19 protein-coding genes are annotated in these 19,910 nt (G+C 67.8%); 15 read left to right on the forward strand and 4 right to left on the reverse strand.

Annotation, left to right across the window (positions count from 1 at the left end):
• Positions 1-792, reverse strand: coding sequence for an SDR family NAD(P)-dependent oxidoreductase (locus BHQ18_RS09985; RefSeq protein WP_069413442.1), 792 nt, complete (start codon positions 790-792; stop codon positions 1-3).
• The gene (locus BHQ18_RS09990; protein ID WP_069413443.1) at positions 789-1,811 is read right to left on the reverse strand and encodes a sugar-binding transcriptional regulator; all 1,023 of its coding nucleotides are present in this window, start codon (positions 1,809-1,811) and stop codon (positions 789-791) included. The genes BHQ18_RS09985 and BHQ18_RS09990 overlap by 4 nt, the downstream gene beginning before the upstream one ends.
• A 150-nt stretch (positions 1,812-1,961) precedes the next feature.
• Between BHQ18_RS09990 and eltD the strand changes: the two genes are divergently transcribed.
• From eltD to BHQ18_RS10050, 12 genes are all read left to right on the forward strand, one after another.
• The gene (gene eltD, locus BHQ18_RS09995; protein WP_069413626.1) at positions 1,962-3,050 is read left to right on the forward strand and encodes an erythritol/L-threitol dehyrogenase; all 1,089 of its coding nucleotides are present in this window, start codon (positions 1,962-1,964) and stop codon (positions 3,048-3,050) included.
• A 71-nt stretch (positions 3,051-3,121) separates the two neighbouring features.
• Entirely contained in the window at positions 3,122-4,501 is a 1,380-nt protein-coding gene (locus BHQ18_RS10000; RefSeq protein WP_069413444.1) for an extracellular solute-binding protein, read from the forward strand.
• A gap of 11 nt (positions 4,502-4,512) precedes the next feature.
• Positions 4,513-5,469: a carbohydrate ABC transporter permease gene (locus tag BHQ18_RS10005; RefSeq protein WP_069413445.1), complete on the forward strand. Its 957-nt coding sequence runs from the start codon at positions 4,513-4,515 to the stop codon at positions 5,467-5,469.
• Between the two features lie 2 nt (positions 5,470-5,471).
• On the forward strand, positions 5,472-6,362 hold the full coding sequence (locus tag BHQ18_RS10010) for a carbohydrate ABC transporter permease (RefSeq protein WP_069413446.1): 891 nt from the start codon (positions 5,472-5,474) through the stop codon (positions 6,360-6,362).
• Complete coding sequence (locus BHQ18_RS10015; RefSeq protein WP_069413447.1) at positions 6,362-7,477, forward strand: ABC transporter ATP-binding protein; 1,116 nt, start codon at positions 6,362-6,364, stop codon at positions 7,475-7,477. The genes BHQ18_RS10010 and BHQ18_RS10015 overlap by 1 nt, the downstream gene beginning before the upstream one ends.
• Positions 7,474-8,613, forward strand: coding sequence for an ABC transporter ATP-binding protein (locus tag BHQ18_RS10020; protein ID WP_069413448.1), 1,140 nt, complete (start codon positions 7,474-7,476; stop codon positions 8,611-8,613). The genes BHQ18_RS10015 and BHQ18_RS10020 overlap by 4 nt, the downstream gene beginning before the upstream one ends.
• The gene (gene derK, locus BHQ18_RS10025) at positions 8,610-10,355 is read left to right on the forward strand and encodes a D-erythrulose 4-kinase (RefSeq protein WP_069413449.1); all 1,746 of its coding nucleotides are present in this window, start codon (positions 8,610-8,612) and stop codon (positions 10,353-10,355) included. Before BHQ18_RS10020 ends, derK begins: the two co-directional genes overlap by 4 nt.
• On the forward strand, positions 10,355-10,822 hold the full coding sequence (locus tag BHQ18_RS10030) for a ribose-5-phosphate isomerase (protein WP_069413450.1): 468 nt from the start codon (positions 10,355-10,357) through the stop codon (positions 10,820-10,822). The genes derK and BHQ18_RS10030 overlap by 1 nt, the downstream gene beginning before the upstream one ends.
• Before the next feature lie 12 nt (positions 10,823-10,834).
• The gene (locus tag BHQ18_RS10035; protein WP_069413451.1) at positions 10,835-12,382 is read left to right on the forward strand and encodes a sugar ABC transporter ATP-binding protein; all 1,548 of its coding nucleotides are present in this window, start codon (positions 10,835-10,837) and stop codon (positions 12,380-12,382) included.
• Positions 12,379-13,413, forward strand: a complete 1,035-nt coding sequence (locus tag BHQ18_RS10040) for an ABC transporter permease (RefSeq protein WP_069413452.1) — start codon at positions 12,379-12,381, stop codon at positions 13,411-13,413. Before BHQ18_RS10035 ends, BHQ18_RS10040 begins: the two co-directional genes overlap by 4 nt.
• Positions 13,414-13,472: 59 nt before the next feature.
• Complete coding sequence (locus tag BHQ18_RS10045) at positions 13,473-14,522, forward strand: substrate-binding domain-containing protein (protein ID WP_069413453.1); 1,050 nt, start codon at positions 13,473-13,475, stop codon at positions 14,520-14,522.
• Positions 14,523-14,535: 13 nt separating this feature from the next.
• The gene (locus BHQ18_RS10050; protein ID WP_069413454.1) at positions 14,536-15,300 is read left to right on the forward strand and encodes an SDR family oxidoreductase; all 765 of its coding nucleotides are present in this window, start codon (positions 14,536-14,538) and stop codon (positions 15,298-15,300) included.
• 3 nt (positions 15,301-15,303) lie between these two features.
• Here BHQ18_RS10050 and BHQ18_RS10055 read toward each other — a convergent pair whose 3' ends face one another.
• Complete coding sequence (locus BHQ18_RS10055; RefSeq protein ID WP_069413455.1) at positions 15,304-15,906, reverse strand: PaaI family thioesterase; 603 nt, start codon at positions 15,904-15,906, stop codon at positions 15,304-15,306.
• Between the two features lie 88 nt (positions 15,907-15,994).
• On the opposite strand from BHQ18_RS10055, the gene BHQ18_RS10060 reads away from it, so the two are divergent.
• The gene (locus tag BHQ18_RS10060; RefSeq protein WP_069413456.1) at positions 15,995-16,663 is read left to right on the forward strand and encodes a PadR family transcriptional regulator; all 669 of its coding nucleotides are present in this window, start codon (positions 15,995-15,997) and stop codon (positions 16,661-16,663) included.
• 18 nt (positions 16,664-16,681) lie between these two features.
• Here the strand turns inward: BHQ18_RS10060 and BHQ18_RS10065 are convergent, their stop codons facing one another.
• A complete protein-coding gene (locus BHQ18_RS10065) occupies positions 16,682-18,388 on the reverse strand; it encodes a 3-ketosteroid-delta-1-dehydrogenase (RefSeq protein WP_084293992.1) in 1,707 nt (568 codons plus the stop codon).
• Between the two features lie 101 nt (positions 18,389-18,489).
• On the opposite strand from BHQ18_RS10065, the gene BHQ18_RS10070 reads away from it, so the two are divergent.
• Together BHQ18_RS10070 and BHQ18_RS10075 are read left to right on the forward strand one after the other, a co-directional pair.
• Entirely contained in the window at positions 18,490-19,641 is a 1,152-nt protein-coding gene (locus BHQ18_RS10070; RefSeq protein WP_069413458.1) for a 3-ketosteroid-9-alpha-monooxygenase, oxygenase component, read from the forward strand.
• Positions 19,641-19,907, forward strand: a complete 267-nt coding sequence (locus BHQ18_RS10075; RefSeq protein WP_069413459.1) for a ferredoxin — start codon at positions 19,641-19,643, stop codon at positions 19,905-19,907. The genes BHQ18_RS10070 and BHQ18_RS10075 overlap by 1 nt, the downstream gene beginning before the upstream one ends.
• The last annotated feature ends 3 nt before the right edge of the window (positions 19,908-19,910 follow it).

The raw sequence follows: 19,910 nt of genomic DNA on the forward strand, positions 1-19,910 counted from the left end.
TCATCCCATCGTGTAGCCGCCGTCGACGGCGATGTCGACGCCGTTGACCATGCTTGCCATATCGCTGGCCAGCCACACCACGGCGTCGGACACCTCGTGGGGAACAGCGAAGCGGCCCAGCGGTATTCGCGCCAGCATGGGAGCGGCCTTGGCTTCCTCGCCCCAGACCCGCTGACCCATCTCGGTCAGCACCACCGTCGGGCAGACCGAGTTCGCGCGCACGCCGTGCGGGCCCAGCTCGCGGGCCAGCACCTTGGTCGCCATCACCAGGCCGGCTTTGGACGCGCAGTAGGCGTAGTGGTCGGGCAGTGGCGCCAGCGCGGCCGCCGAGGCCACCGTGATGATCGACCCACCGGTGCCCGCTTCGACCATCGACGCGCCGACTGCGGATGCCAGCAGGGCCGGCGCCCTCAGGTTCACCGCGAGCGTGGCGTCGAACTGTGCCGGGTCGGTCTCGGTCGCCGGTTGCGGATACGACACGCCGGCGTTGTTGACCAGCACGTCGAGCCCGCCGAATGCGTCCACCGCCGCGTCGGCCAGCCTCGCGGGCCCTGCGCTGTCGGCCAGATCGACTGCGAGGGTTCTGATCTCGATGTTGTACTGATCGGTCAGGGCGGTGCGTGCGGAGCGCAGTTCGGCTTCGTCGCGTCCGCTGAGCACGAGGCTGGCCCCCGCTGAGGCGAACGCCCGGGCGATGTCGGCGCCGATGCCCTTGGTGGCGCCGGTGATCAGTGCCCGTTTTCCGTCGAGCCGCAGTGCTCCGGCGTATCGGGGTGCGGTCACCGTCGTCATGCGTGCTCCAGGTGGGTCAGAATGGCCGATGCTGTGGCGGGGTCGGTGACGAGCTGGTTGAAGTACCCGCCGCGGGCGCCGGCGATGATCGATTCGATCTTGTCGGTGCCGACCGCCACCGCGATGGTCACCGGAATATGGCGCAGCGCTTCCAGTTCCACGGCGATCAGCCGGTCGCTGCCGTCGAATCCGACCGGCTCACCCGCGCGGTCGTAGAACCGCGAGCACACGTCGCCGACGGCCGCCCGCAACGACGTCGACTCGGTCGGCACGAATCGGGGGATGTCGGCGCGCATCAGTGGCGGTGCGCCCACGCCCATCAGCGCGCAGCGCGCATGCGGCCACAGGTGCAGCACCCGCTGGATGGTCGGGTCCTTCAGCAACGACGGATACAGGTCGGGTCCCGGAAGCGCCGGGGCGAACAGGTAGTTCGGCCGGCCGGCGACCCGGTCGGCGATCAGTCGGGTGATCTCGTTGGTCTGGTACCACGCTTCGGGTTGGTCGTTTCCTCCGACCGTGGGAGCGACCAGGACTCCCGGCAGCGGCGCGAGATCGTACTGCGCGACCTCGTAGACCGTGCGCCCCGAGGACACCAGCAGCACATCGCCGGCCAGCAATCCGGCCGCCGACAGCGCGCGGCCGACCGCGGGCGCCAGCACCCCGCCCATCACATCGAGGTGGGTGCGGCCCGGGCCCGGCGTCGGCAGGGGCAGGCTCAACACGACGCTGGTCAACGACAACGCCCGGGCCAGCCGGTCGGAGAGGTCGCCGACCGTCACCTCGGCGGGCGGCACCACTTCGATGCGGACGATTCCGCGGCGCTTCGCCTCGGCCAGCAACCGGCTCACGGTCGCGCGACTGGTGCCCAGCCGGGTCGCCACCTCGGCCTGGGTGGCCTCCTCGGTGTAGTAGAGCTTGGCGGCCTGATACAGCAGCGAGGCGGGGAAATGCCCGGACTCGCCGTCCGACGCGGAGGCTTCGGCGCCTGCGGGAGTGGAGGGCCGGGCGGTCCTGGGCATGCGGAGAGTATGCCATCTGGGCATCTGTTCCTGGTAGATGTTCTATGAACATGTGTTCTGGACATATGTGCACCGCGGCGTTAGTGTGACTGCACCCACACCAGCCGAGCGCAGGTGTTGCCAGCGACAGCGACGTTGACAGGAGTGCTGATGTCCGACCAGATTCCCGAGAAGATGCAAGCGGTCATCTGCCACGGCCCCCAGGACTACCGGCTTGAAGAGGTGGCGGTGCCGGTGCGTCGCCCGGGTGAGGCGTTGATCAAAGTGGAGGCCGTCGGCATCTGCGCCAGCGACCTGAAGTGCTACCACGGCGCCGCGAAGTTCTGGGGTGACGAGAACCGCCCGGCATGGGCCGAGACGATGGTCATCCCCGGGCACGAATTCGTCGGCCGCGTCGTCGAACTCGACGACGAGGCCGCCGAACGGTGGGGGATCGCGGTCGGCGACCGGGTGGTGTCCGAGCAGATCGTGCCCTGCTGGGAGTGCCGGTTCTGCAAGCGGGGCCAGTACCACATGTGCCAGCCGCACGACCTCTACGGGTTCAAGCGCCGGACCCCGGGTGCAATGGCCAGTTACATGGTTTATCCCGCAGAAGCACTGGTGCACAAGGTTTCCCCGGAGGTCCCGGCGCACCACGCGGCGTTCGCCGAGCCGCTGTCGTGTTCGCTGCACGCCGTTGAGCGGGCGCAGATCACGTTCGAGGACACCGTCGTGGTCGCCGGATGCGGTCCGATCGGCCTCGGCATGGTCGCCGGCGCCAAGGCGAAGAACCCGATGCGCGTCATCGCGCTGGACATGGCGCCGGACAAGCTCACACTCGCCGAGAAGTGCGGTGCCGACCTGACGATCAACATCGCCGAGCAAGACGCCGAGAAGATCATCAAGGATCTCACCGACGGTTACGGCGCCGATGTGTATCTCGAGGGCACCGGGCACACCTCGGCGGTGCCGCAGGGGCTGAATCTGCTGCGCAAACTCGGACGTTATGTCGAGTACGGGGTTTTCGGCAGTGATGCCACCGTCGACTGGAGCATCATCAGCGACGACAAGGAACTCGATGTGCTCGGCGCGCACCTCGGCCCGTACTGCTGGCCGGCGGCGATCAAGATGATCGAGTCGGGTGCTCTTCCGATGGACGAGATCTGCACCCATCAGTTGCCGCTCAGTGAATTCCAGAAGGGTCTCGATCTGGTGGCCGACGGCAAGGAATCGGTCAAGGTCTCCCTGATCCCGGCCTAGCGAAAGCGACAGCGATAGTGATGACCCCAGAACCACAGCCCGCGCTGCGCCGTCAGTTGTCGAGGCGAAACATGTTGGCGGCCATGGGCTTGGCCGGTGCCGCCGCGGTCAGTCTGCCGGTGCTGTCGGCGTGCGGTGTCGGTGGCGGCACCAACGCGCCCAACGGTGCCGCGGAGGTCAGCGGCGGATTCGACTGGCGCAAGGCGGCCGGGTCGACGATCAACATCCTGCAGACCCCCCACCCCTACCAGCAGTCGTATCAGCCGTTGCTCAAGGAGTTCACCGAGCTGACCGGCATCAACGTCAACGTCGACCTGGTGCCCGAGGCGGACTACTACACCAAGCTCAACACCGAACTGGCCGGGGGATCGGGCAAGCACGACGCGTTCATGCTCGGCGCCTACTTCATCTGGCAGTACGGCCCGCCCGGGTGGATCGAGGACCTGGGCCCATGGCTGCAGAACACGTCGGCCACCAGCGCCGAGTACGACTTCGAGGACATCTTCGACGGTCTGCGCACCTCCACCCGCTGGGATTTCCAGTTGGGGAACCCGCTCGGCACCGGCGGTCAGTTCGCGATTCCGTGGGGCTTCGAAAACAACGTGGTCGCCTACAACAAGGCATACTTCGACCGTCGCGGCATCACCCGGTTGCCGGACAACTTCGACGATTTCATCCAGCTGGCCGTCGACCTGACCGACCGCTCGCAGAACCGGTACGGTATCGCGACCCGCGGGTCGAAGTCCTGGGCGACCATCCATCCGGGCTTCATGACGCAGTACAGCCGCGAGGGCGCGGTCGACTACACGTTCAACGGCTCGGAACTGGTGGCCGAGATGGACAGCGAGCAGGCCATCGCGTTCACCCGCAAGTGGATCGAGATGCAGCACCTGGCCGGTCCGACGTCATGGACCACCTACGACTATCCCAACGCCACCGGCGATCTGGGTGACGGCACGGCGATGATGGTCTACGACGCCGACAGCGCCACCTACCCGAAGAACAAGCCCGGCGCCAGCAAGGAGGCGGGCAATCTCGGCTGGTACGCCGGACCCGCCGGACCGGACGGCAACTACAAGACCAACCTGTGGACGTGGAGCTGGGCGATGAGCGCCAACTCCCGCAACAAGCTGCCCGCCTGGCTTTTCATCCAGTGGGCCACCGGCAAGGAGTCGATGGCCAAGGCCGTCGAGGCCGGGAGCTACGCAGACCCGGTGCGAAAGTCGGTCTTCGACAACACCTTCAAGCGGGTGGCAGCCGACCAGTTCGGTTACCTGGAGGCGTTCGAGACCGTCATCGGGGAGTCCAGGATCCAGTTCACGCCGCAGACTAAGTTCTTCGACACCACCCAGAACTGGGCGGTGGCGTTGCAGGACATCTACGGCGGAGCCGACGCGGCCTCCCGGTTGCGAAGCCTGGCCAAGACGAACACCTCCAAGGTCAACCTGTAGGAGCCGGCGATATGACATTGCAGACATCCGAGCAACCCGCCGCCGCCGCGCCATCGGTCGACCGCGCCGCCACAGGCCCGTTGCCCGAAGTGCCGACATGGCGGCGCAGACTGCGGCCCTACCTGTTGTCGGTGCCCGCGGTCCTGATCGTCATCGGCATCCTGTACCCGTTCGCGGTCGGCGCCTACTACGCGTTTCTCAACTACGCGGCGGTCAACCCCGACCCGCACTTCGTGTGGTTCGAGAACTTCAAATCCGTGCTGGGCGACCAGGTCTTCTGGCAGAGCGTCAAGGTCACCGGGATCTTTGCGGTGGTCGCCACGCTCATCGAGACGGTGATCGGTGTGGGGCTGGCCCTGCTGCTCAACCGTTCGTCGGTGATCGGGCGGATCTTCGAACGGGTGTTGATCCTGCCGCTGATGATCGCGCCCGTCATCGCCGGGGTGATCTGGAAGCTGATGTTCAACCCGCAGTTCGGCGTGCTCAACCACGTCCTGGGCCTGGGCAGCACGTTCGACTGGCTGTCGTCGACGAACGCGCTGTGGTCGGTGATCCTGGTCGACCTGTGGATCTTCACACCGTTCGTCGCGATCCTGGTGCTCGCCGGGATCCGCTCCCTGCCCAAGGAACCGTTCGAGGCCTCCGAGGTCGACGGAGCCAACTGGTTCTACATGTTCCGCAAGCTGATGCTGCCGATGCTGTGGCCCTACATCCTGGTCGCGGTGATCTTCCGGTTCATGGACAACCTCAAGGTGTTCGACCACATCTACGTGTTGACGGCAGGCGGTCCCGGTGTCGCGACCCGGACCCTGCAGATCGGGGCCTTCGAGGACTCGATCATCAACCTCGACTACTCCCGCGGCAGCACCTACATGCTGCTGCTGTGGGTGATCGTGTTCATCACGGCGCGCTACCTGGTCAGCGTGCTGGGCAAGGCGCAGCGCCGTGCTGCCGGGGCGGAGTCATAGTCATGGCCTTCAAGAAATCCCGTTTCGCCGGAACAGAATTGGCGCCGGGCCAGAAACGCTGGTCGATCGGATCGGTGGCCGCCGACCTCGGCCTGCTGTTCTGGTTCGTGTTCTCGCTCTTCCCGATCTTCTGGATGCTGATGCTGGCGCTGAAGAACGCCGAAGAGCAGACCACCGCGTACTTCTCGTTCAGCCCGACGTGGGAGAACTTCGCAACGGTGCTGAGCGACAAGGGCACCCAGATGACCAGCGTCGACTTCAAGGCGTCGCTGCTGACGAGCCTGCTCAACTGCGGCGGCGCGGTCCTGGTGTCGCTGCTCATCGGTATCCCCGCGGCCTACGCCGCCGGGCGCTGGCAGTACCGGGGCAGCAACGACCTGATGTTCACCATGCTGTCGTTCCGGTTCGCGCCGGAACTGATGGTGATCGTGCCGCTGTTCGTGATCTACAACCAGATCGGGCTGTTCGACACCACGGTCGGCATGATCTGGGTGCTGCAACTGGTCACCATGCCGCTGGTGGTGTGGATCCTGCGGTCCTACTTCCAGGATCTGCCGGAGGACCTCGAACAGGCCGCCCTGCTCGACGGCTACACGCGGCGGCGCGCGTTCCTCATGGTGGCGCTGCCGATCGTGCGACCGGGCATCGCCGCGGCCGCGCTGCTGGCGTTCATCTTCGCCTGGAACAACTACGTGTTCCCGTTGATCCTCGCCGACACCAACGCGGGCACGGTGACGGTCGCGATCACCAAATTCCTCGGCGGCGGCGGACAGGCCTACTACAACCTGACCGCCGCGGCCGCCATCATCGCCGCGCTGCCACCGCTGATCCTCGCCCTGACGATTCAGCGGTATCTGGTGCGCGGCCTGTCGTTCGGGGCGGTGAAGGCCTGATGGCAACCGTATCTATCGCCGATCTGCACAAGTCGTTCGGCAACACCAGGGCCGTCGACGGGCTGACCGTCGACATCGCCGACGGCGAGTTCTTCGTCATCCTCGGCCCCAGCGGCGCGGGTAAGACCACCACGCTGAAATCCGTTGCCGGACTGGTCGACATCGACGCCGGCGCGGTGCACATCGGCGGCAACGACGTCACCCGCGTCGAGCCGTACCACCGCAACGTGGCGATGGCGTTCGAGAGTTACGCGCTGTACCCGCAGAAGACCGTCGCGCAGAACCTCGCGTCGCCGCTGAAGTCGGGACGCACCGGCCGCTACACCGAGGCCCAGCGCGCCGAGCGCATCGACCAGGTCACCTCGACGCTCGGGATCAACCACCTGCAGCAGCGGCTGCCGCGCGAACTGTCCAACGGCCAGCGCCAGCGCGTCGCGCTGGGCCGCGTCCTGGTCCGCCCCGCCGACGTCTACCTGCTCGACGAACCGCTGAGCCATCTCGACGCCAAGCTTCGTGCCGCGATGCGCGCCGAACTCAAACAGCTCGGTGCGATGAGCAACACCACCACCATCTACGTCACCCACGACTACCAGGAGGCGCTGGCGCTGGGGGACCGGATCGCGGTGATGCGTGACGGCCGGCTGGTGCAGATCGGCACTCCGGAGGAGATCTGGCGCACCCCCGCGGACACGTTCGTCGCCAAGGCGCTCGGCCAGCCCGAGATCAACCTGCTCGACGGTGTCGTCGACGACGGGCGAATCCGGCTCGGCGACGGCAACTTCGAGGTCCCCGTGCCCGCCGGCGCGACCTGCGGACGCGGTGACCGTGTCCGGGTCGGTCTGCGGCCCTGTGACATCGAGGCCGGCGTCGACACCGGCGAGCGGCGCGGGCGGGTACTGCTCGCGGAGCGGCTCGGCCGCAACGTCGAACTCACCGTCGACATCGGCGGCGCCCAGCTGATCGTGCTGTCGTCGGGCCGCGACGGCATCGGGGAACGCGACGACGTGGCGCTCACCGTCGCGGAGTCCGATGTGCATCTCTTCGCGGTCGGCGACGGCGACACCCCGCGGCTGGCCCGCACCGACCGCGCATCAGAACTGGAGGCAGCACAGTGAGTGTCACCACGACAAGGGCCCGCGGGAACGCCGCCAAGTCGACGACGCCCGCGCAGAGCCTCACGCTCACCGACCTGGTCAAGGTGTATCACGGCCGCGAGGATGTGCCCGCCGTCAACGGGATCAACCTGGCGATCGAGCCGGGAGAACTGGTCGCGCTGCTCGGCCCGTCGGGCTGCGGGAAGACGACCACACTGCGGATGATCGCCGGACTGGAAACGGTGACAAGCGGTTCCATCCGGATCGGCGACCGTGAGGTGTCGGGTCTGCCCGCAGCCAAGCGTGGGGTCGGCGTCGGGTTCGAGAGCTACGCGCTCTATCCGCCGATGTCGGTGCGCGACAACCTGCTCTACGGATTGAAGGCGCGAAAGGTCGCCGGTGCCGACAAGATGGTGGCCTCGATCAGCCGCCGCCTCGAGATGGACGACATGCTTGACCTCCGGCCGGCCGGACTCTCCAGCGGCCAGAAGCAGCGGGTGGCGTTGGCGCGGGCGTTGGTGCGCAACCCTCCGGTGCTGCTGCTCGACGAACCGCTGTCGCACCTCGACGCCTCGGCGCGCCAACGGGTGCGCCGCGAATTGAAGGTTCTGCAACGGGAATTCGGCTACACCACCATCGTCGTCACCCACGATCAGGTGGAGGCGCTCTCACTGGCCGACCGACTCGCCGTGATGGACGCGGGCGTGGTGCAGCAGTTCGGCACCCCCGACGAGGTGTTCGACGATCCGGCGAACCTGTTCGTCGCCCAGTTCGTCGGTGAGCCGCAGATCAATGTGCTGCGCGGGGTGGCCCGCGTGCGCGACGGGCGCGTGCAGGTCGAGATCGGTTCGAACGCAGGGGTGTTGGATACCGCCGCCGCCGGTGTGGCCGACGGCACGCAGGTCACCGTCGGCATCCGCCCGCAGGACTGTGCGCTGACAGCCACCGGCGCCGGCGGTATCACCGCCACCGTGGCGTACTTCGAGCACCTCCTGGAATTCGGGTTGGCCACCAGCACGGTCGCCGGGATCGAGGAGGGCGTCGTCGTGCAGACCCCCGCCGCCGAACGCTACGAACCCGAGCAGCGGGTGACCGTGACGGCCCCGCCCGAGCGGGTGTACCTGTTCGACGCCGGGTCGGGGGAGCGGCTGCGATGACCATGGTGTGCAACGATCCGGCCCGGTTCACCGAGGACATGCTGGTCGGCTTCCTCGACGCGAACGCCCGCTACGTGGTGGGGGTGCCCGGCGGTGTGGTGCGAGCGCACAAGACCCGGCCGGGCAAGGTGGCCGTGGTGATCGGCGGCGGCTCGGGCCACTATCCGGCGTTCTGCGGCACCGTGGGACCGGGTTTCGCCGACGGCGCGGTCGTCGGCAACGTCTTCACCTCGCCGTCGGCGGAAGAGGCGGCCTCGGTGGCGCGCGCCGCGCACTCCGACGCGGGCGTGCTGCTGACCACCGGCAACTACGCCGGTGACGTGATGAACTTCAACCTCGCGGTCTCCCAGCTGCGCAGCGAGGGCATCGACGCCCGGTACTTCGCCGTCACCGACGACGTCGCCAGCGCACCGCGCGGGCAGGAAAGCAAACGCCGCGGCATCGCAGGAGATTTCACGGTGTTCAAGTGCGCCGGCGCGGCAGCCGAAGAGGGACTCGACCTCGCCGGCGTGGTGCGCGTCGCCGAAGCGGCCAACGCCGCCACCCGCACGCTCGGGGTCGCGTTTGACGGGTGCACGCTGCCCGGAGCGGCCAAGCCGCTGTTCACCGTTCCGCCCGGACAGATGGGGGTCGGGCTGGGTATCCATGGCGAGCCCGGGATCGCGGAGGAGGCGATGCCCACCGCGGCGGGCCTGGCGGCGACCCTGGTGGACGGGGTGCTCGGCGACCGGCCGGACACCGACGAGCGTCGAATCGCGGTGATCCTGAACGGACTCGGCCGCACCAAGTACGAGGAACTGTTCGTGCTGTGGGGCGAGGTGGCGCGGCGTCTGCGGGAGCGCGGGTATGACATCGTCGAACCCGAGGTCGGGGAACTGGTCACCAGCCTCGACATGGCGGGCTGCTCGCTGACGGTGATGTGGCTCGACGACGAACTCGAACGGTACTGGACCGCGCCGGCCGACACCCCGGCATACCGCAAGGGCGTCTCGGCCCTCGCCGCCCCGAGCGGTGAGGTCCGCGACCCTCACGAGATCGGAAGCGATTCGGCGACAACCGATATCGCAGACCGTGCAGACGACGAGGGCCGCGAAGGTGGCCGGGTCGTGCTCCGCGCGCTGACCGCGATGGCCGACATGCTGGCCGGCGCCGAAACCGAACTCGGGCGCATCGACGCCGTGGCCGGCGACGGGGATCACGGCCGCGGAATGGTCAAGGGATCGGCGGCGGCCCGCGATGCGGCCGGCAGCGCCGCCGAGGCCGGTGCCGGACAGGGGTCGGTGCTCACCGCGGCAGGCAAGGCGTGGGCCGCCAAGGCCGGCGGTACGTCCGGCGTGCTGTGGGGCGCACTGCTCACCGCGCTCGGCGAGCGGCTCGGGGACACCGGAACCCCGGATGCGACCACGGTCGCCGCCGGGATACGGGCGGGCTACGACGCGCTGACCCAACTCGGTGGGGCCGCCCCGGGCGACAAGACCATGCTCGACGCGCTGCTGCCCTTCGTCGAGGCACTGGAACACCGGGCCGCCGAGGGGGATTCGTGGATCCAGGCGTGGCGCATCGCCGCAGACGCCGCAACCGGCGGTGCGCGGTCCACCGCAGGCATGCGTCCCAAGGTCGGCCGGGCGCGCCCACTCGCCGAGCGCAGCGTGGGAACCCCGGACGCGGGTGCGACATCACTGGCGATGTGCGCACAGACCGTGGCCGACTGCTTCACCTACATCACACAAGGAGATGGCTGATGGCTGGCCTGAGGATCGTCGTCGGTTCCGACGACGCCGGATACGAGTACAAAGAGGCGCTCAAGGGCGACCTGTCCTCGGACGCCCGGGTGGAGATCGTCACCGACGTCGGCGTCGGCGCCGACGACAACACCGCCTACCCGCACGTCGCGGTCGCGGCGGCGCGAATGGTCGCCGAGGGCACGGCCGATCGTGCACTGTTGGTGTGCGGCACCGGTCTGGGAGTGGCGATCAGCGCCAACAAGGTCCCCGGCGTCCGGGCAGTGACCGCCCACGACAGTTTCTCGGTGGAACGGTCGGTGCTGTCGAACAACGCGCAGGTGCTGTGCTTCGGCCAGCGCGTGATCGGACTGGAACTGGCCCGCCGCCTCGCCCGCGAATGGCTTGGCTACGAGTTCGATCCGCAGTCCTCGTCCGCGGGCAAGGTCGAGGCGATCGGGAAGTACGAAGAACCGATCGCGAACTAGGCGGACCGGAGGATGACCGCGCCGCTGCTCGAATGTACGGGACTCACGAAGAGTTTCGGGGGTGTACCCGTGCTCGAGGGGGTGAACCTGAGCCTTGCGCCCGGCACCGTGACCGCGCTGGCGGGGGAGAACGGTGCGGGCAAGTCGACGCTGATGAAGATCATCTCCGGCCAGTACAGTGCCGACACCGGCACGGTGGCCGTGAACGGAGAACTCCTGGCGTCGGGAAACACCCGCGACGCGGTCAGGCACGGGGTGGCGATCGTTCCGCAGGAGCTCGCCTCGATCGAAGACCTCACCGTGTACGAAAACCTGTTCGTCGGGCGCGAGCTGACCCGCGGACCATTCCTCAACCGGCGGGCGATGATCGAGGAGGCCATGCAGACGCTGGCGGTGTTCGATGTGGCGATCTCACCGACCGCGCGGATCGGCAGCCTGCCGGTCGGTCTGCGCCAGATCGTCGAAATCGTCAAGGCCGCCCGGACCGGTGCCAGGGTGCTGATGCTCGACGAGCCGACCTCGGCGATCTCCGAACGCGAGGTCGAGGGTCTCTACCGCATCGTGCGCCGGCTTCGCGACCGCGGTGTGGCGATGGTGTACACCACCCACAAAATGGCCGAAATCCGCGCTATCGCCGACCGGGTGGTGGTGCTGCGCGACGGCGGACTGATCCTCGACGAGGGGATCGACGACGTGTCCGATGACGACATCGTCACCGCGATGATCGGTCGCGAACTCGAGGCGCTGTTCCCGCAGCGCCCGCAGCCCGGCGACGAGACGGTGCTCGAGGTCACGGGTCTGCAGGTCGAAGGTGCCTCCGGCCCGGTGTCTTTCACGGTCAAGGCCGGTGAGATCGTCGGGCTCGCGGGGCTGGTGGGTGCCGGGCGCACCGAACTGCTGGAGGCGGTGTTCGGCGCGCGGCACAGCAGTGCGGGCACGGTGACAGTGCGTGGGCGCCGCGTGCCGCGCAATCAACCGGCGGCGGCGATCACCGCGGGAATGGCCATGGTGCCCGAGGACCGCAAGCTCGCCGGCGCGGTGTTGTCGATGAGCGTGCTCGACAACGCCACCCTGCCCCGGATGGGGTCGTTCTCGGTCGCCGGCTGGCTGCGCGGGAAAACGCGCAATGCCGCGGTCGCCGAGGCGATGTCGTCGGTGCGTCTGCGTAGCCGTGGGCTGGGCCAGGAGGTCGGCACCCTCTCGGGCGGTAACCAGCAGAAGGTGGTGCTGGCGCGCTGGCTCACCGGCCGCGTCAACGTGCTGCTGCTCGACGAGCCGACCCGTGGTGTCGATGTCGGCGCCCGTAGCGAGATCTACCGCATCATCACCGAATTGGCGGCCGAGGGAATGGCGGTCCTGATGGCCTCGTCGGACATGCCCGAGGTCGTCGGGTTGTCGCACCGCGCGTTCGTCATGCGCGCCGGGCAGCTGGTCGGCGAGCTCGACCGCGACGCCCTGGACCACCCCGCGGTGCAGGAGTCCGTCTTCCGGCTGGCCACCGCGCTGGACGCCGCGCCGCCGGGCCCGTCGACCGAACACGATCAGGAGGCCGCATCGTGACCACCAAGCTCGACGGCGAAGACACCGCGTCCTCGCGCGCCCCGACGGTGGCCTCCCCGGCCACCGGCGAGCCGGTGCGGCTGTTCTCCAGCGCGTGGTTCGCGGGAATGGCCCTGCGCTACGCGATGGTGCTGGTGATGCTGCTCGTCATCGCGTACTTCAGTTACCGCAGCGCACGATTCGGCACAGTGGACAATCTCGTCACGATCCTCGTCGCGGCCGCCCCGTTCGCGTTGATCGCGCTCGGCCAGACGTTGGTGATCCTCACCGGCGGTATCGACCTGTCGGTCGGCAGCGTGATCGCCGTGTCGGCCATGGCGGGCGCGGCGACCGCCAAAGCCAACCCAGGGCAGGTGTGGATGACCGTCGCGGTCGCGATGCTCGTCGGCCTGGTGGTCGGCAGCATCAACGGCGTTCTGGTCTCGCGGCTGAACGTCCCGCCGTTCATCGCGACCCTGGGCACGCTGACCGCGGGTTCGGGAATGGCGTACGTGATCGGCGGCGGCGCACCGATCAACGGGCTGCCCGCCGAGTTCGGCTCGATCGCCAACACCAAGATCCTGGGCCTGCAGATCCCGGTGCTGCTGATGATCGTGGCGATCATCGCGCTGGCCGTCATCATGAAGCGCACGACGTATGGGCTGCGCGTCTACGCCGTCGGCGGCAACCGGCACGCCGCCGAGATCGCCGGTATCAACGCCAAGAACGTGCTGTTCAGCGTCTACGCCCTGTCGGGTCTGCTGGCCGGGCTGTCCGGGGTGATGCTCGCGTCGCGGGTCATCTCCGGGCCGCCCAACCTGGGCCAGGGTTACGAGCTCGACGCGATCGCCGCCGTGGTGATCGGCGGTGCCAGCCTGATGGGCGGTCGCGGCTCGGTCTGGGGAACCGCGTTGGGGCTGCTGATGATTCAGACCCTCAACAACGGTCTCGACATCCTGGTCGTGCCGGCCTACTGGCAGGACGTCATCAAGGGCGTGCTGATCGTCGCGGCGGTGGCGGTCGATGTGTGGTCCTCGCGTCGCCGAAGATAGCCGGCGCCGCCGAACCGAAGTTGCAGATGTTTCACCAATACCGAACAGGAAGAGCACACATGAGACTGGGTACGAAGATGTTCGCGGTCGCCTCGGCCGCCGCGCTGGGCGTCGGGATGACCGGCTGTGGCGCCGGTGACACCGGAACCGGCAGCGACACCACCCGCATCGGCGTGTCGGTGTACGACATGAGTTCGTTCATCACCGCGGGCAAGGAGGGCATGGAGGCCTACGCCGAGGACAACAACATCGAGTTGGTGTGGAACTCGGCGAATCTGGATGTGTCCACTCAAGCCAGCCAGGTGGACTCCTACATCAACCAGGGCGTCGACGCGATCATCGTCGTACCGGTGCAGGCCGACTCCCTGGCCCCGCAGGTGTCCGCCGCCAAGGCCGCGGGGATCCCGCTCGTACCGGTCAACGCGGCGCTCGACAGCCCGGACGTCGCGGCCAGCGTCCAACCCGACGACGTCGCCGCCGGCGCCCAGGAGATGCAGATGATGGCCGACCGCCTCGGCGGCCGCGGCAACATCGTCGTCCTGCAGGGTCCCCTCGGCCAGTCCGGTGAACTCGACCGCAGCAAGGGCATCGAGCAGACCCTGGCCAAGTACCCCGACATCAAGGTGCTCGCCAAGGACACCGCGAACTGGAAGCGCGACGAGGCCGTCAACAAGATGAAGAACTGGATCTCGGGCTTCGGGCCGCAGATCGACGGCGTCGTCGCGCAGAACGACGACATGGGTCTCGGTGCGCTGCAGGCGCTCAAGGAGTCCGGCCGCACCGGGGTGCCGGTCGTCGGGATCGACGGTATCGAGGACGGTCTCAACGCGGTCAAGAGCGGCGAGTTCATCGGCACCTCGCTGCAGAACGGCACGGTGGAACTCGCGGCGGGACTGGCCGTCGCCAACGCGCTGGCCAAGGGCGAACAGGTCAACACCAAACCGGTGTACGTCATGCCCGCGATCACCAAGGAGAACGTCGACGTCGCCATCGAGCACGTGGTCACCGAACGCCAGCAGTTCCTCGACGGACTGAGCGATCTGACCAAGAAGAACCTCGAGACCGGCGACATCGCCTACGAGGGCATCCCCGGCCAGACCCAGCCCTGAGCAAACGAGGGACATGAGCGAGAACCACGTCGACTTCGACTTCCGTCTGGACGGCAAGGCCGCCCTCGTGACCGGCGGAGCAGCCGGCATCGGGGCGGCCATCGCCGCCGCCTTCGCGCGTAAGGGTGCCAGCGTCGCCGTCGTCGACCTCGACCAGAAGGGCGCGGTCGACACCGCCGCGACGCTGCCCACCGACAGCCGCGGTTTCCGGTGCGACGTTGCCGATCCCGATTCGGTGCGCGGTGCCGTCGACGCGGTGCTCGAAGCGTTCGGGCGCGTCGACATCCTGGTCAACAGCGCCGGTGTCGCGCTGCTCGCCCCGGCCGCGGAACTGTCGGTCAAGGCGTGGGACGCGACCATGGACGTCAACCTCAAGGGCACGTTCCTGATGTGCCAGGCGGTCGGGACGTCGATGCTCGAATCGGGCGGCGGGGCCATCGTCAACATGGCGTCGCAGGCGGCCACCGTCGCGCTCGATCAGCACGTGGCCTACTGCGCGTCGAAATTCGGTGTCGTCGGGGTCACCAAGGTGCTGGCGTCTGAATGGGGACCGCGCGGTGTGCGGGTCAACACGATTTCGCCGACGGTGGTGCTGACCGAATTGGGCCGCAAGGCGTGGGACGGGCCGCGCGGCGACGCGCTCAAGAAGCTCATTCCCACCGGCCGGTTCGCCTATCCGGACGAAATCGCCGCGGCCGCCGTGTATCTGGCCTCCGACGCGGCCGGGATGGTCAACGGTGCCGATCTACTCATCGACGGCGGTTACACGATCAGGTAGCCGTCACCGCGGGTGGATGAAGATGCCGTCGGCTTCCACTGTGACGCCCTCGGGGTCGGTGATGCGGCCGACGGCGAACGTCTTGACGCCCTCGACGCGGTCGACGTGCGCCTCCAGCCGCAGTGGGCAGCCGAGCCGGGTGCCGCGGCGGTAGCGGGTGGTGAGCGTACCGGTGACCGCGGGCTGACCCGGCTTGTGGGCAGTGGCCCCGAGCACGTGGTCGAGCAGCATCGCGCAGACCCCGCCGTGCACATGCCCGGCGGGACCCTCGTACGCGGCGCCGAGGACGACGTCGCTCCACACGCGGCCGTCTGGCTCGTGGTGCACGATCAGCGGTGGGGCGGCCGGGTTGCGCAGCCCCATCACCACGTTGCCCCACACCATGGGCTGGCCGTCGCTGGTGTGCTGCACTCCGAACGAGCCCTCCAGCAGCGTCGTGCCGAGTTCGTCGGTGACGCGGTCGATGGCGTCTTTGGCCGCCGTGGCCGTCGCCGCGTCCGCCTGCGTACGGATGGTGACGTCGATGAGCTTGCGCACGGACTGCGTGAGCGGCTCGTACACCGCACGCAGTGCGGCGAGTTCGGATGCGGCCATGGTGCTCAGCATGCGGCGGGCGGCGGTGCCGACGCAACGCCACCTCCCGGCCAGTGGTGCGCCACCGGGCGCGCTGAACTGGCGTTGTTAGGCTGACCGAATGGCCGAGAGCACGTCTGAGGGGAAGCCGACGCCGACGGCAACCAGTTGGGCGCTGCTGGGCATGCTGTCCTACGAACACGAATTGTCGGGATACGACATCCGCAAATGGATCGAATGGAGCATGCGGTTCTTCTACGGCAGCCCCGCATACAGCCAGATCTACTCCGAGCTGAAGAAGCTGGAGCGGCTGGGACTGCTGTCCTCGCGGGTGGAGAACACCGGCGCGACCCGCAACCGGCGGCTGTACAAGATCACGCAGACCGGTCTGGACGCGGTGCGGCGATGGGCCAATGAGGCGCCCGTCGATCCGCCCGTGCTCAAGCACAACCCGATGCTGAGGGTCACGTTCGGGCACATGACGGATCCGGCCCGGCTCAAAGAGATTCTCCAGGAGCACATCGCCTACGCCGACGACATGGCGCGCCAGGCGGCCAAGGATGCGAAGTGGGCGGGCGTCGAACCGTCGTGGGCGTACGCGAAAGTGGCACTGCGGTGGGCGGAACGGTACTACGCCGCCGAGCGCGAGTTGGCGACGTCGATGCTCGAGGAACTCGACGAGGCCGAAGCCGCTTTCGTCGCCGCGGGAATCGAGCCGGGCACCCAGATCCCGTGGCCGGCGCTCGACTACTGGTACGAGATCGAGAAGAAGGCCGACGCCGACGACTGACCGGCTGTCGCGACAGTCCTACTTCTGCTCGGCGGCATCGTTGGCGGCGATGTAGCCGTACACCAGGCCCTGCGCGATGGTGGCCCCGGCGCCGGGATAGGTGGCGCCGAAGGCGTTGCCGGCGTTGTTGCCGACCGCATACAGGCCCGGGATGGCGCTGCCGTCCTCGCGGAGCACCCGCGCGCGGTCGTCGGCACGCAGACCGCCGCAGGTTCCCAGGTCGCTCAACACCATCTTCACGGCGTAGAACGGACCACGGTCGAGCGCGCGCAAGTTGGGGTTCGGTGTGACGGTCGGATCGCCGTAGTAGCGGTCGTATGCGCTCGCGCCTCGCTGGAAGTCGAGATCAACTCCGGCAGCCGAACTTTCGTTGAGTCGTTGGATCGTCGACGTGAGGGCTGACGGGTCGACTCCCATATCCGCGGCGAGCGCGGTGAAGGTGTCTGCACGGTGCGCAATCCCGGCCTGGTACCAGGCATCGGGGATCGGCATCCGCGGGAACAGTTCGGCGGCAAGGACATAGCTGTTGCGGTACTTCTGGTCGAACACCAGCCACATCGATTCGACAGGGTCGCCGGCACGTTCACGCTCCAACACGCGCTGGCCGAACGACATGTAGTCGCTGGCCTCGTTGACGAACCGGCTTCCGCTCTGGTCCACGATGATCGAACCGGGCAGCGACCGCTCCGCGAGCATGACCTTGGGATCTGCTCCGGGCACTGCCGCGAAGGCAGGGAACCACCACGACTGGTCCATGAGATCGATTGCCGCACCCAGATCCTGGGCGATCCGCATCCCGTCACCGGTGTTGGAGTCGGCGCCGAGGCTGGCATGCTCGCCGAGCCTCTCCGACTGGAACTTCCAACGCATGTCCATGTTGTGGTCGAAACCGCCCGCGGCCAGCACGACACCGCGGCGCGCGGTCACGGTGATCTCGGCGCCGCCGTGGCGCACCACCGCGGCGCTGACCCGGTCACCGTCGGTGACGAGACGCTGCAACGCGGTGTCCGTCCAGATCGGAATGCCGGCGCGTAGCACCCCGGCGAACAGTCCGGCCGCCAGGGCCTGACCACCCGCGGCGTACCGGCGGCCGAGCAGCAGTCCGCCCACCCCCTGTCCCAGACGCTTGGCCACCACCGGCAGCCCCTTTCGGGGCACCCGCGACATCAGGTTCAGCCACCGGTAGTCCGCGCCGGTGGTCGGCATCGGGATCTTGACCTCCATCACGCCGGGCCGCAGCCGTGACCGGTACTCGCCCAGCACCGCGGTGTCCAGCGGCCGGCATTCGCACGTGCGGCCCACAGCGGTACCGCCCGGGGCTTCGGGATGGTAATCGGAGTAATCCTTGGCCCAGAACAGGCGCATCGGGGTGGCGCGGTGCAACAGGTCGACGGTCGCGCCAACGTTGGCGACGAAGGCGTCGGACCGCTGTCCCGGGGCCGTGCCGTCGACCACGGCGTCGAGATAGGTCTTCGCGCGTTCGGCGGTGTCGGCTCCGCCACCGTTGTCGATGACCGTGCTGGCGGGCAACCACAGGGCACCGCCGGAGCGGGCGGTCGAACCCCCGACATAGCAGGATTTCTCGACGATCAGCACCGAGAGGCCGCGTTCGTGCGCGGCCAGCGCGGCGGCCATACCCGTGCCCGACCCGACCACGAGCAGATCGACCTCGGTGTCGGTCATGGGCAACTCGTGGGGGATCGTCGCCCCGGGTGCGCTTGTCACAAGCGATCAAGTTAGAGGGGATCGGCCCGGTCCGGAACCGCTGTCCTGATGAGCGGAACAGAACCGGTCCCGCACGTCCCGCTGACTGCTACAACGGCCCTATGACGTTGAACACCGACACCGAGGTTCGTCAGATCGAAGCCGACGCCGCGCCGTCGCGGTTCGCTCGTGGCTGGCACTGTCTGGGCTTGGTCAGGGAGTTCGGCGACGGCAACCCGCACCAGGTCTTCGCGTTCGGCAAGAAGTTGGTGGTGTTCCGCAGCGGCGACGGCCGGATCAACGTCCTCGACGGGTACTGCCGCCACATGGGCGGCGACCTGTCGCAGGGACGAGTCAAGGGCGACGAGATCGCCTGCCCCTTCCACGACTGGCGCTGGGGCGGCGACGGCAGATGCAAGAAGGTGCCGTACAGCAGGCGGGTGCCCCGGCTGGCCCGGACCGCGACCTGGACCACGCTGGAGCAGGACGGCATGCTGTTCGTGTGGAACGACCCGGAAGGTAACCCGCCTCCGCCGGAGGTCACCATCCCGCGCATCGAAGGTGCCACCAGCGACGACTGGACCGACTGGCACTGGTACACCACGGTCGTCAACACCAATTGCCGCGAGATCATCGACAACGTCGTCGACATGGCGCACTTCTTCTACATCCACGGCTCACTGCCGACGCAGTTCAAGAACATCTTCGAAGGGCACGTGGCGACGCAGTTCATGAGCAGCGCCGGACGGCCGGATCTCGGCTCCGCCGAGGGTGGTGTGAAGATGCTCGGAACGACGTCGTTGGCGTCTTATCACGGTCCGTCGTTCATGATCGACGATCTGACCTACCACTACGAACATGGCGACACCCGCACTGTCCTGATCAACTGCCACTACCCGATCGACGCGAATTCGTTTGTCCTGCAGTACGGCATCGTTGTGCAGAAGTCGGCCGAGCTGCCCGACGATCTGGCGATGCAGACGGCGGTAGCGCTCGGCGACTTCGTCAAGATGGGTTTCGAGCAGGACGTCGAGATCTGGCGCAACAAGGCACGCATCGACAACCCCCTGCTGGTCGAGGAGGATGGCCCGGTCTACCAGCTACGGCGGTGGTACGAGCAGTTCTACGTCGATATCGCCGATGTGACACCGGACATGACCGACCGTTTCGAGTTCGAGATCGACACCAGCCGACCGCGCGAGTCGTGGATGAAGGAAGTCGAGGAGAACATCGCCGCGGGGCGGATACCGAAACTGACGTCGGGAACTGCCTGATGCCGATCCGCCCGGACAATCGGCTCGCCGACGCCCCGATGGTCGCGGTGCGATGCCGTCGTTGCGCCGCAACTGTTCTCGCCCGTAAGAGCAGTTGGCACCAGACCAGTGTGCAATGGGACGCCGCGGCGGTGGCGCGGTGCGAGGAACGCCACGACGCGCAGAAGCTGGCGAGCCACGGGCAGCGGATCTTCCTGGCCTGCTCGACGCTGAGCGACTCCATCGCCGACGCGGTGGTGCGCGGCGAATTGACCACACTCGACTGATAC

Origin of the sequence: Mycolicibacterium flavescens, assembly GCF_001722335.1 — a bacterium.
In the GTDB taxonomy this organism is placed as follows: Bacteria; Actinomycetota; Actinomycetes; order Mycobacteriales; family Mycobacteriaceae; genus Mycobacterium; species Mycobacterium flavescens.

Coding starts and splice junctions, on each gene's coding strand:
- BHQ18_RS09985 (WP_069413442.1), bottom strand. CDS start 792: ATGACGACGGTGACCGCACCCCGATACGCCGGAGCACTGCGGCTCGAC.
- BHQ18_RS09990 (WP_069413443.1), bottom strand. CDS start 1,811: ATGCCCAGGACCGCCCGGCCCTCCACTCCCGCAGGCGCCGAAGCCTCC.
- eltD (WP_069413626.1), top strand. CDS start 1,962: ATGTCCGACCAGATTCCCGAGAAGATGCAAGCGGTCATCTGCCACGGC.
- BHQ18_RS10000 (WP_069413444.1), top strand. CDS start 3,122: ATGTTGGCGGCCATGGGCTTGGCCGGTGCCGCCGCGGTCAGTCTGCCG.
- BHQ18_RS10005 (WP_069413445.1), top strand. CDS start 4,513: ATGACATTGCAGACATCCGAGCAACCCGCCGCCGCCGCGCCATCGGTC.
- BHQ18_RS10010 (WP_069413446.1), top strand. CDS start 5,472: ATGGCCTTCAAGAAATCCCGTTTCGCCGGAACAGAATTGGCGCCGGGC.
- BHQ18_RS10015 (WP_069413447.1), top strand. CDS start 6,362: ATGGCAACCGTATCTATCGCCGATCTGCACAAGTCGTTCGGCAACACC.
- derK (WP_069413449.1), top strand. CDS start 8,610: ATGACCATGGTGTGCAACGATCCGGCCCGGTTCACCGAGGACATGCTG.
- BHQ18_RS10030 (WP_069413450.1), top strand. CDS start 10,355: ATGGCTGGCCTGAGGATCGTCGTCGGTTCCGACGACGCCGGATACGAG.
- BHQ18_RS10035 (WP_069413451.1), top strand. CDS start 10,835: ATGACCGCGCCGCTGCTCGAATGTACGGGACTCACGAAGAGTTTCGGG.
- BHQ18_RS10045 (WP_069413453.1), top strand. CDS start 13,473: ATGAGACTGGGTACGAAGATGTTCGCGGTCGCCTCGGCCGCCGCGCTG.
- BHQ18_RS10050 (WP_069413454.1), top strand. CDS start 14,536: ATGAGCGAGAACCACGTCGACTTCGACTTCCGTCTGGACGGCAAGGCC.
- BHQ18_RS10055 (WP_069413455.1), bottom strand. CDS start 15,906: ATGCTGAGCACCATGGCCGCATCCGAACTCGCCGCACTGCGTGCGGTG.
- BHQ18_RS10060 (WP_069413456.1), top strand. CDS start 15,995: ATGGCCGAGAGCACGTCTGAGGGGAAGCCGACGCCGACGGCAACCAGT.
- BHQ18_RS10070 (WP_069413458.1), top strand. CDS start 18,490: ATGACGTTGAACACCGACACCGAGGTTCGTCAGATCGAAGCCGACGCC.
- BHQ18_RS10075 (WP_069413459.1), top strand. CDS start 19,641: ATGCCGATCCGCCCGGACAATCGGCTCGCCGACGCCCCGATGGTCGCG.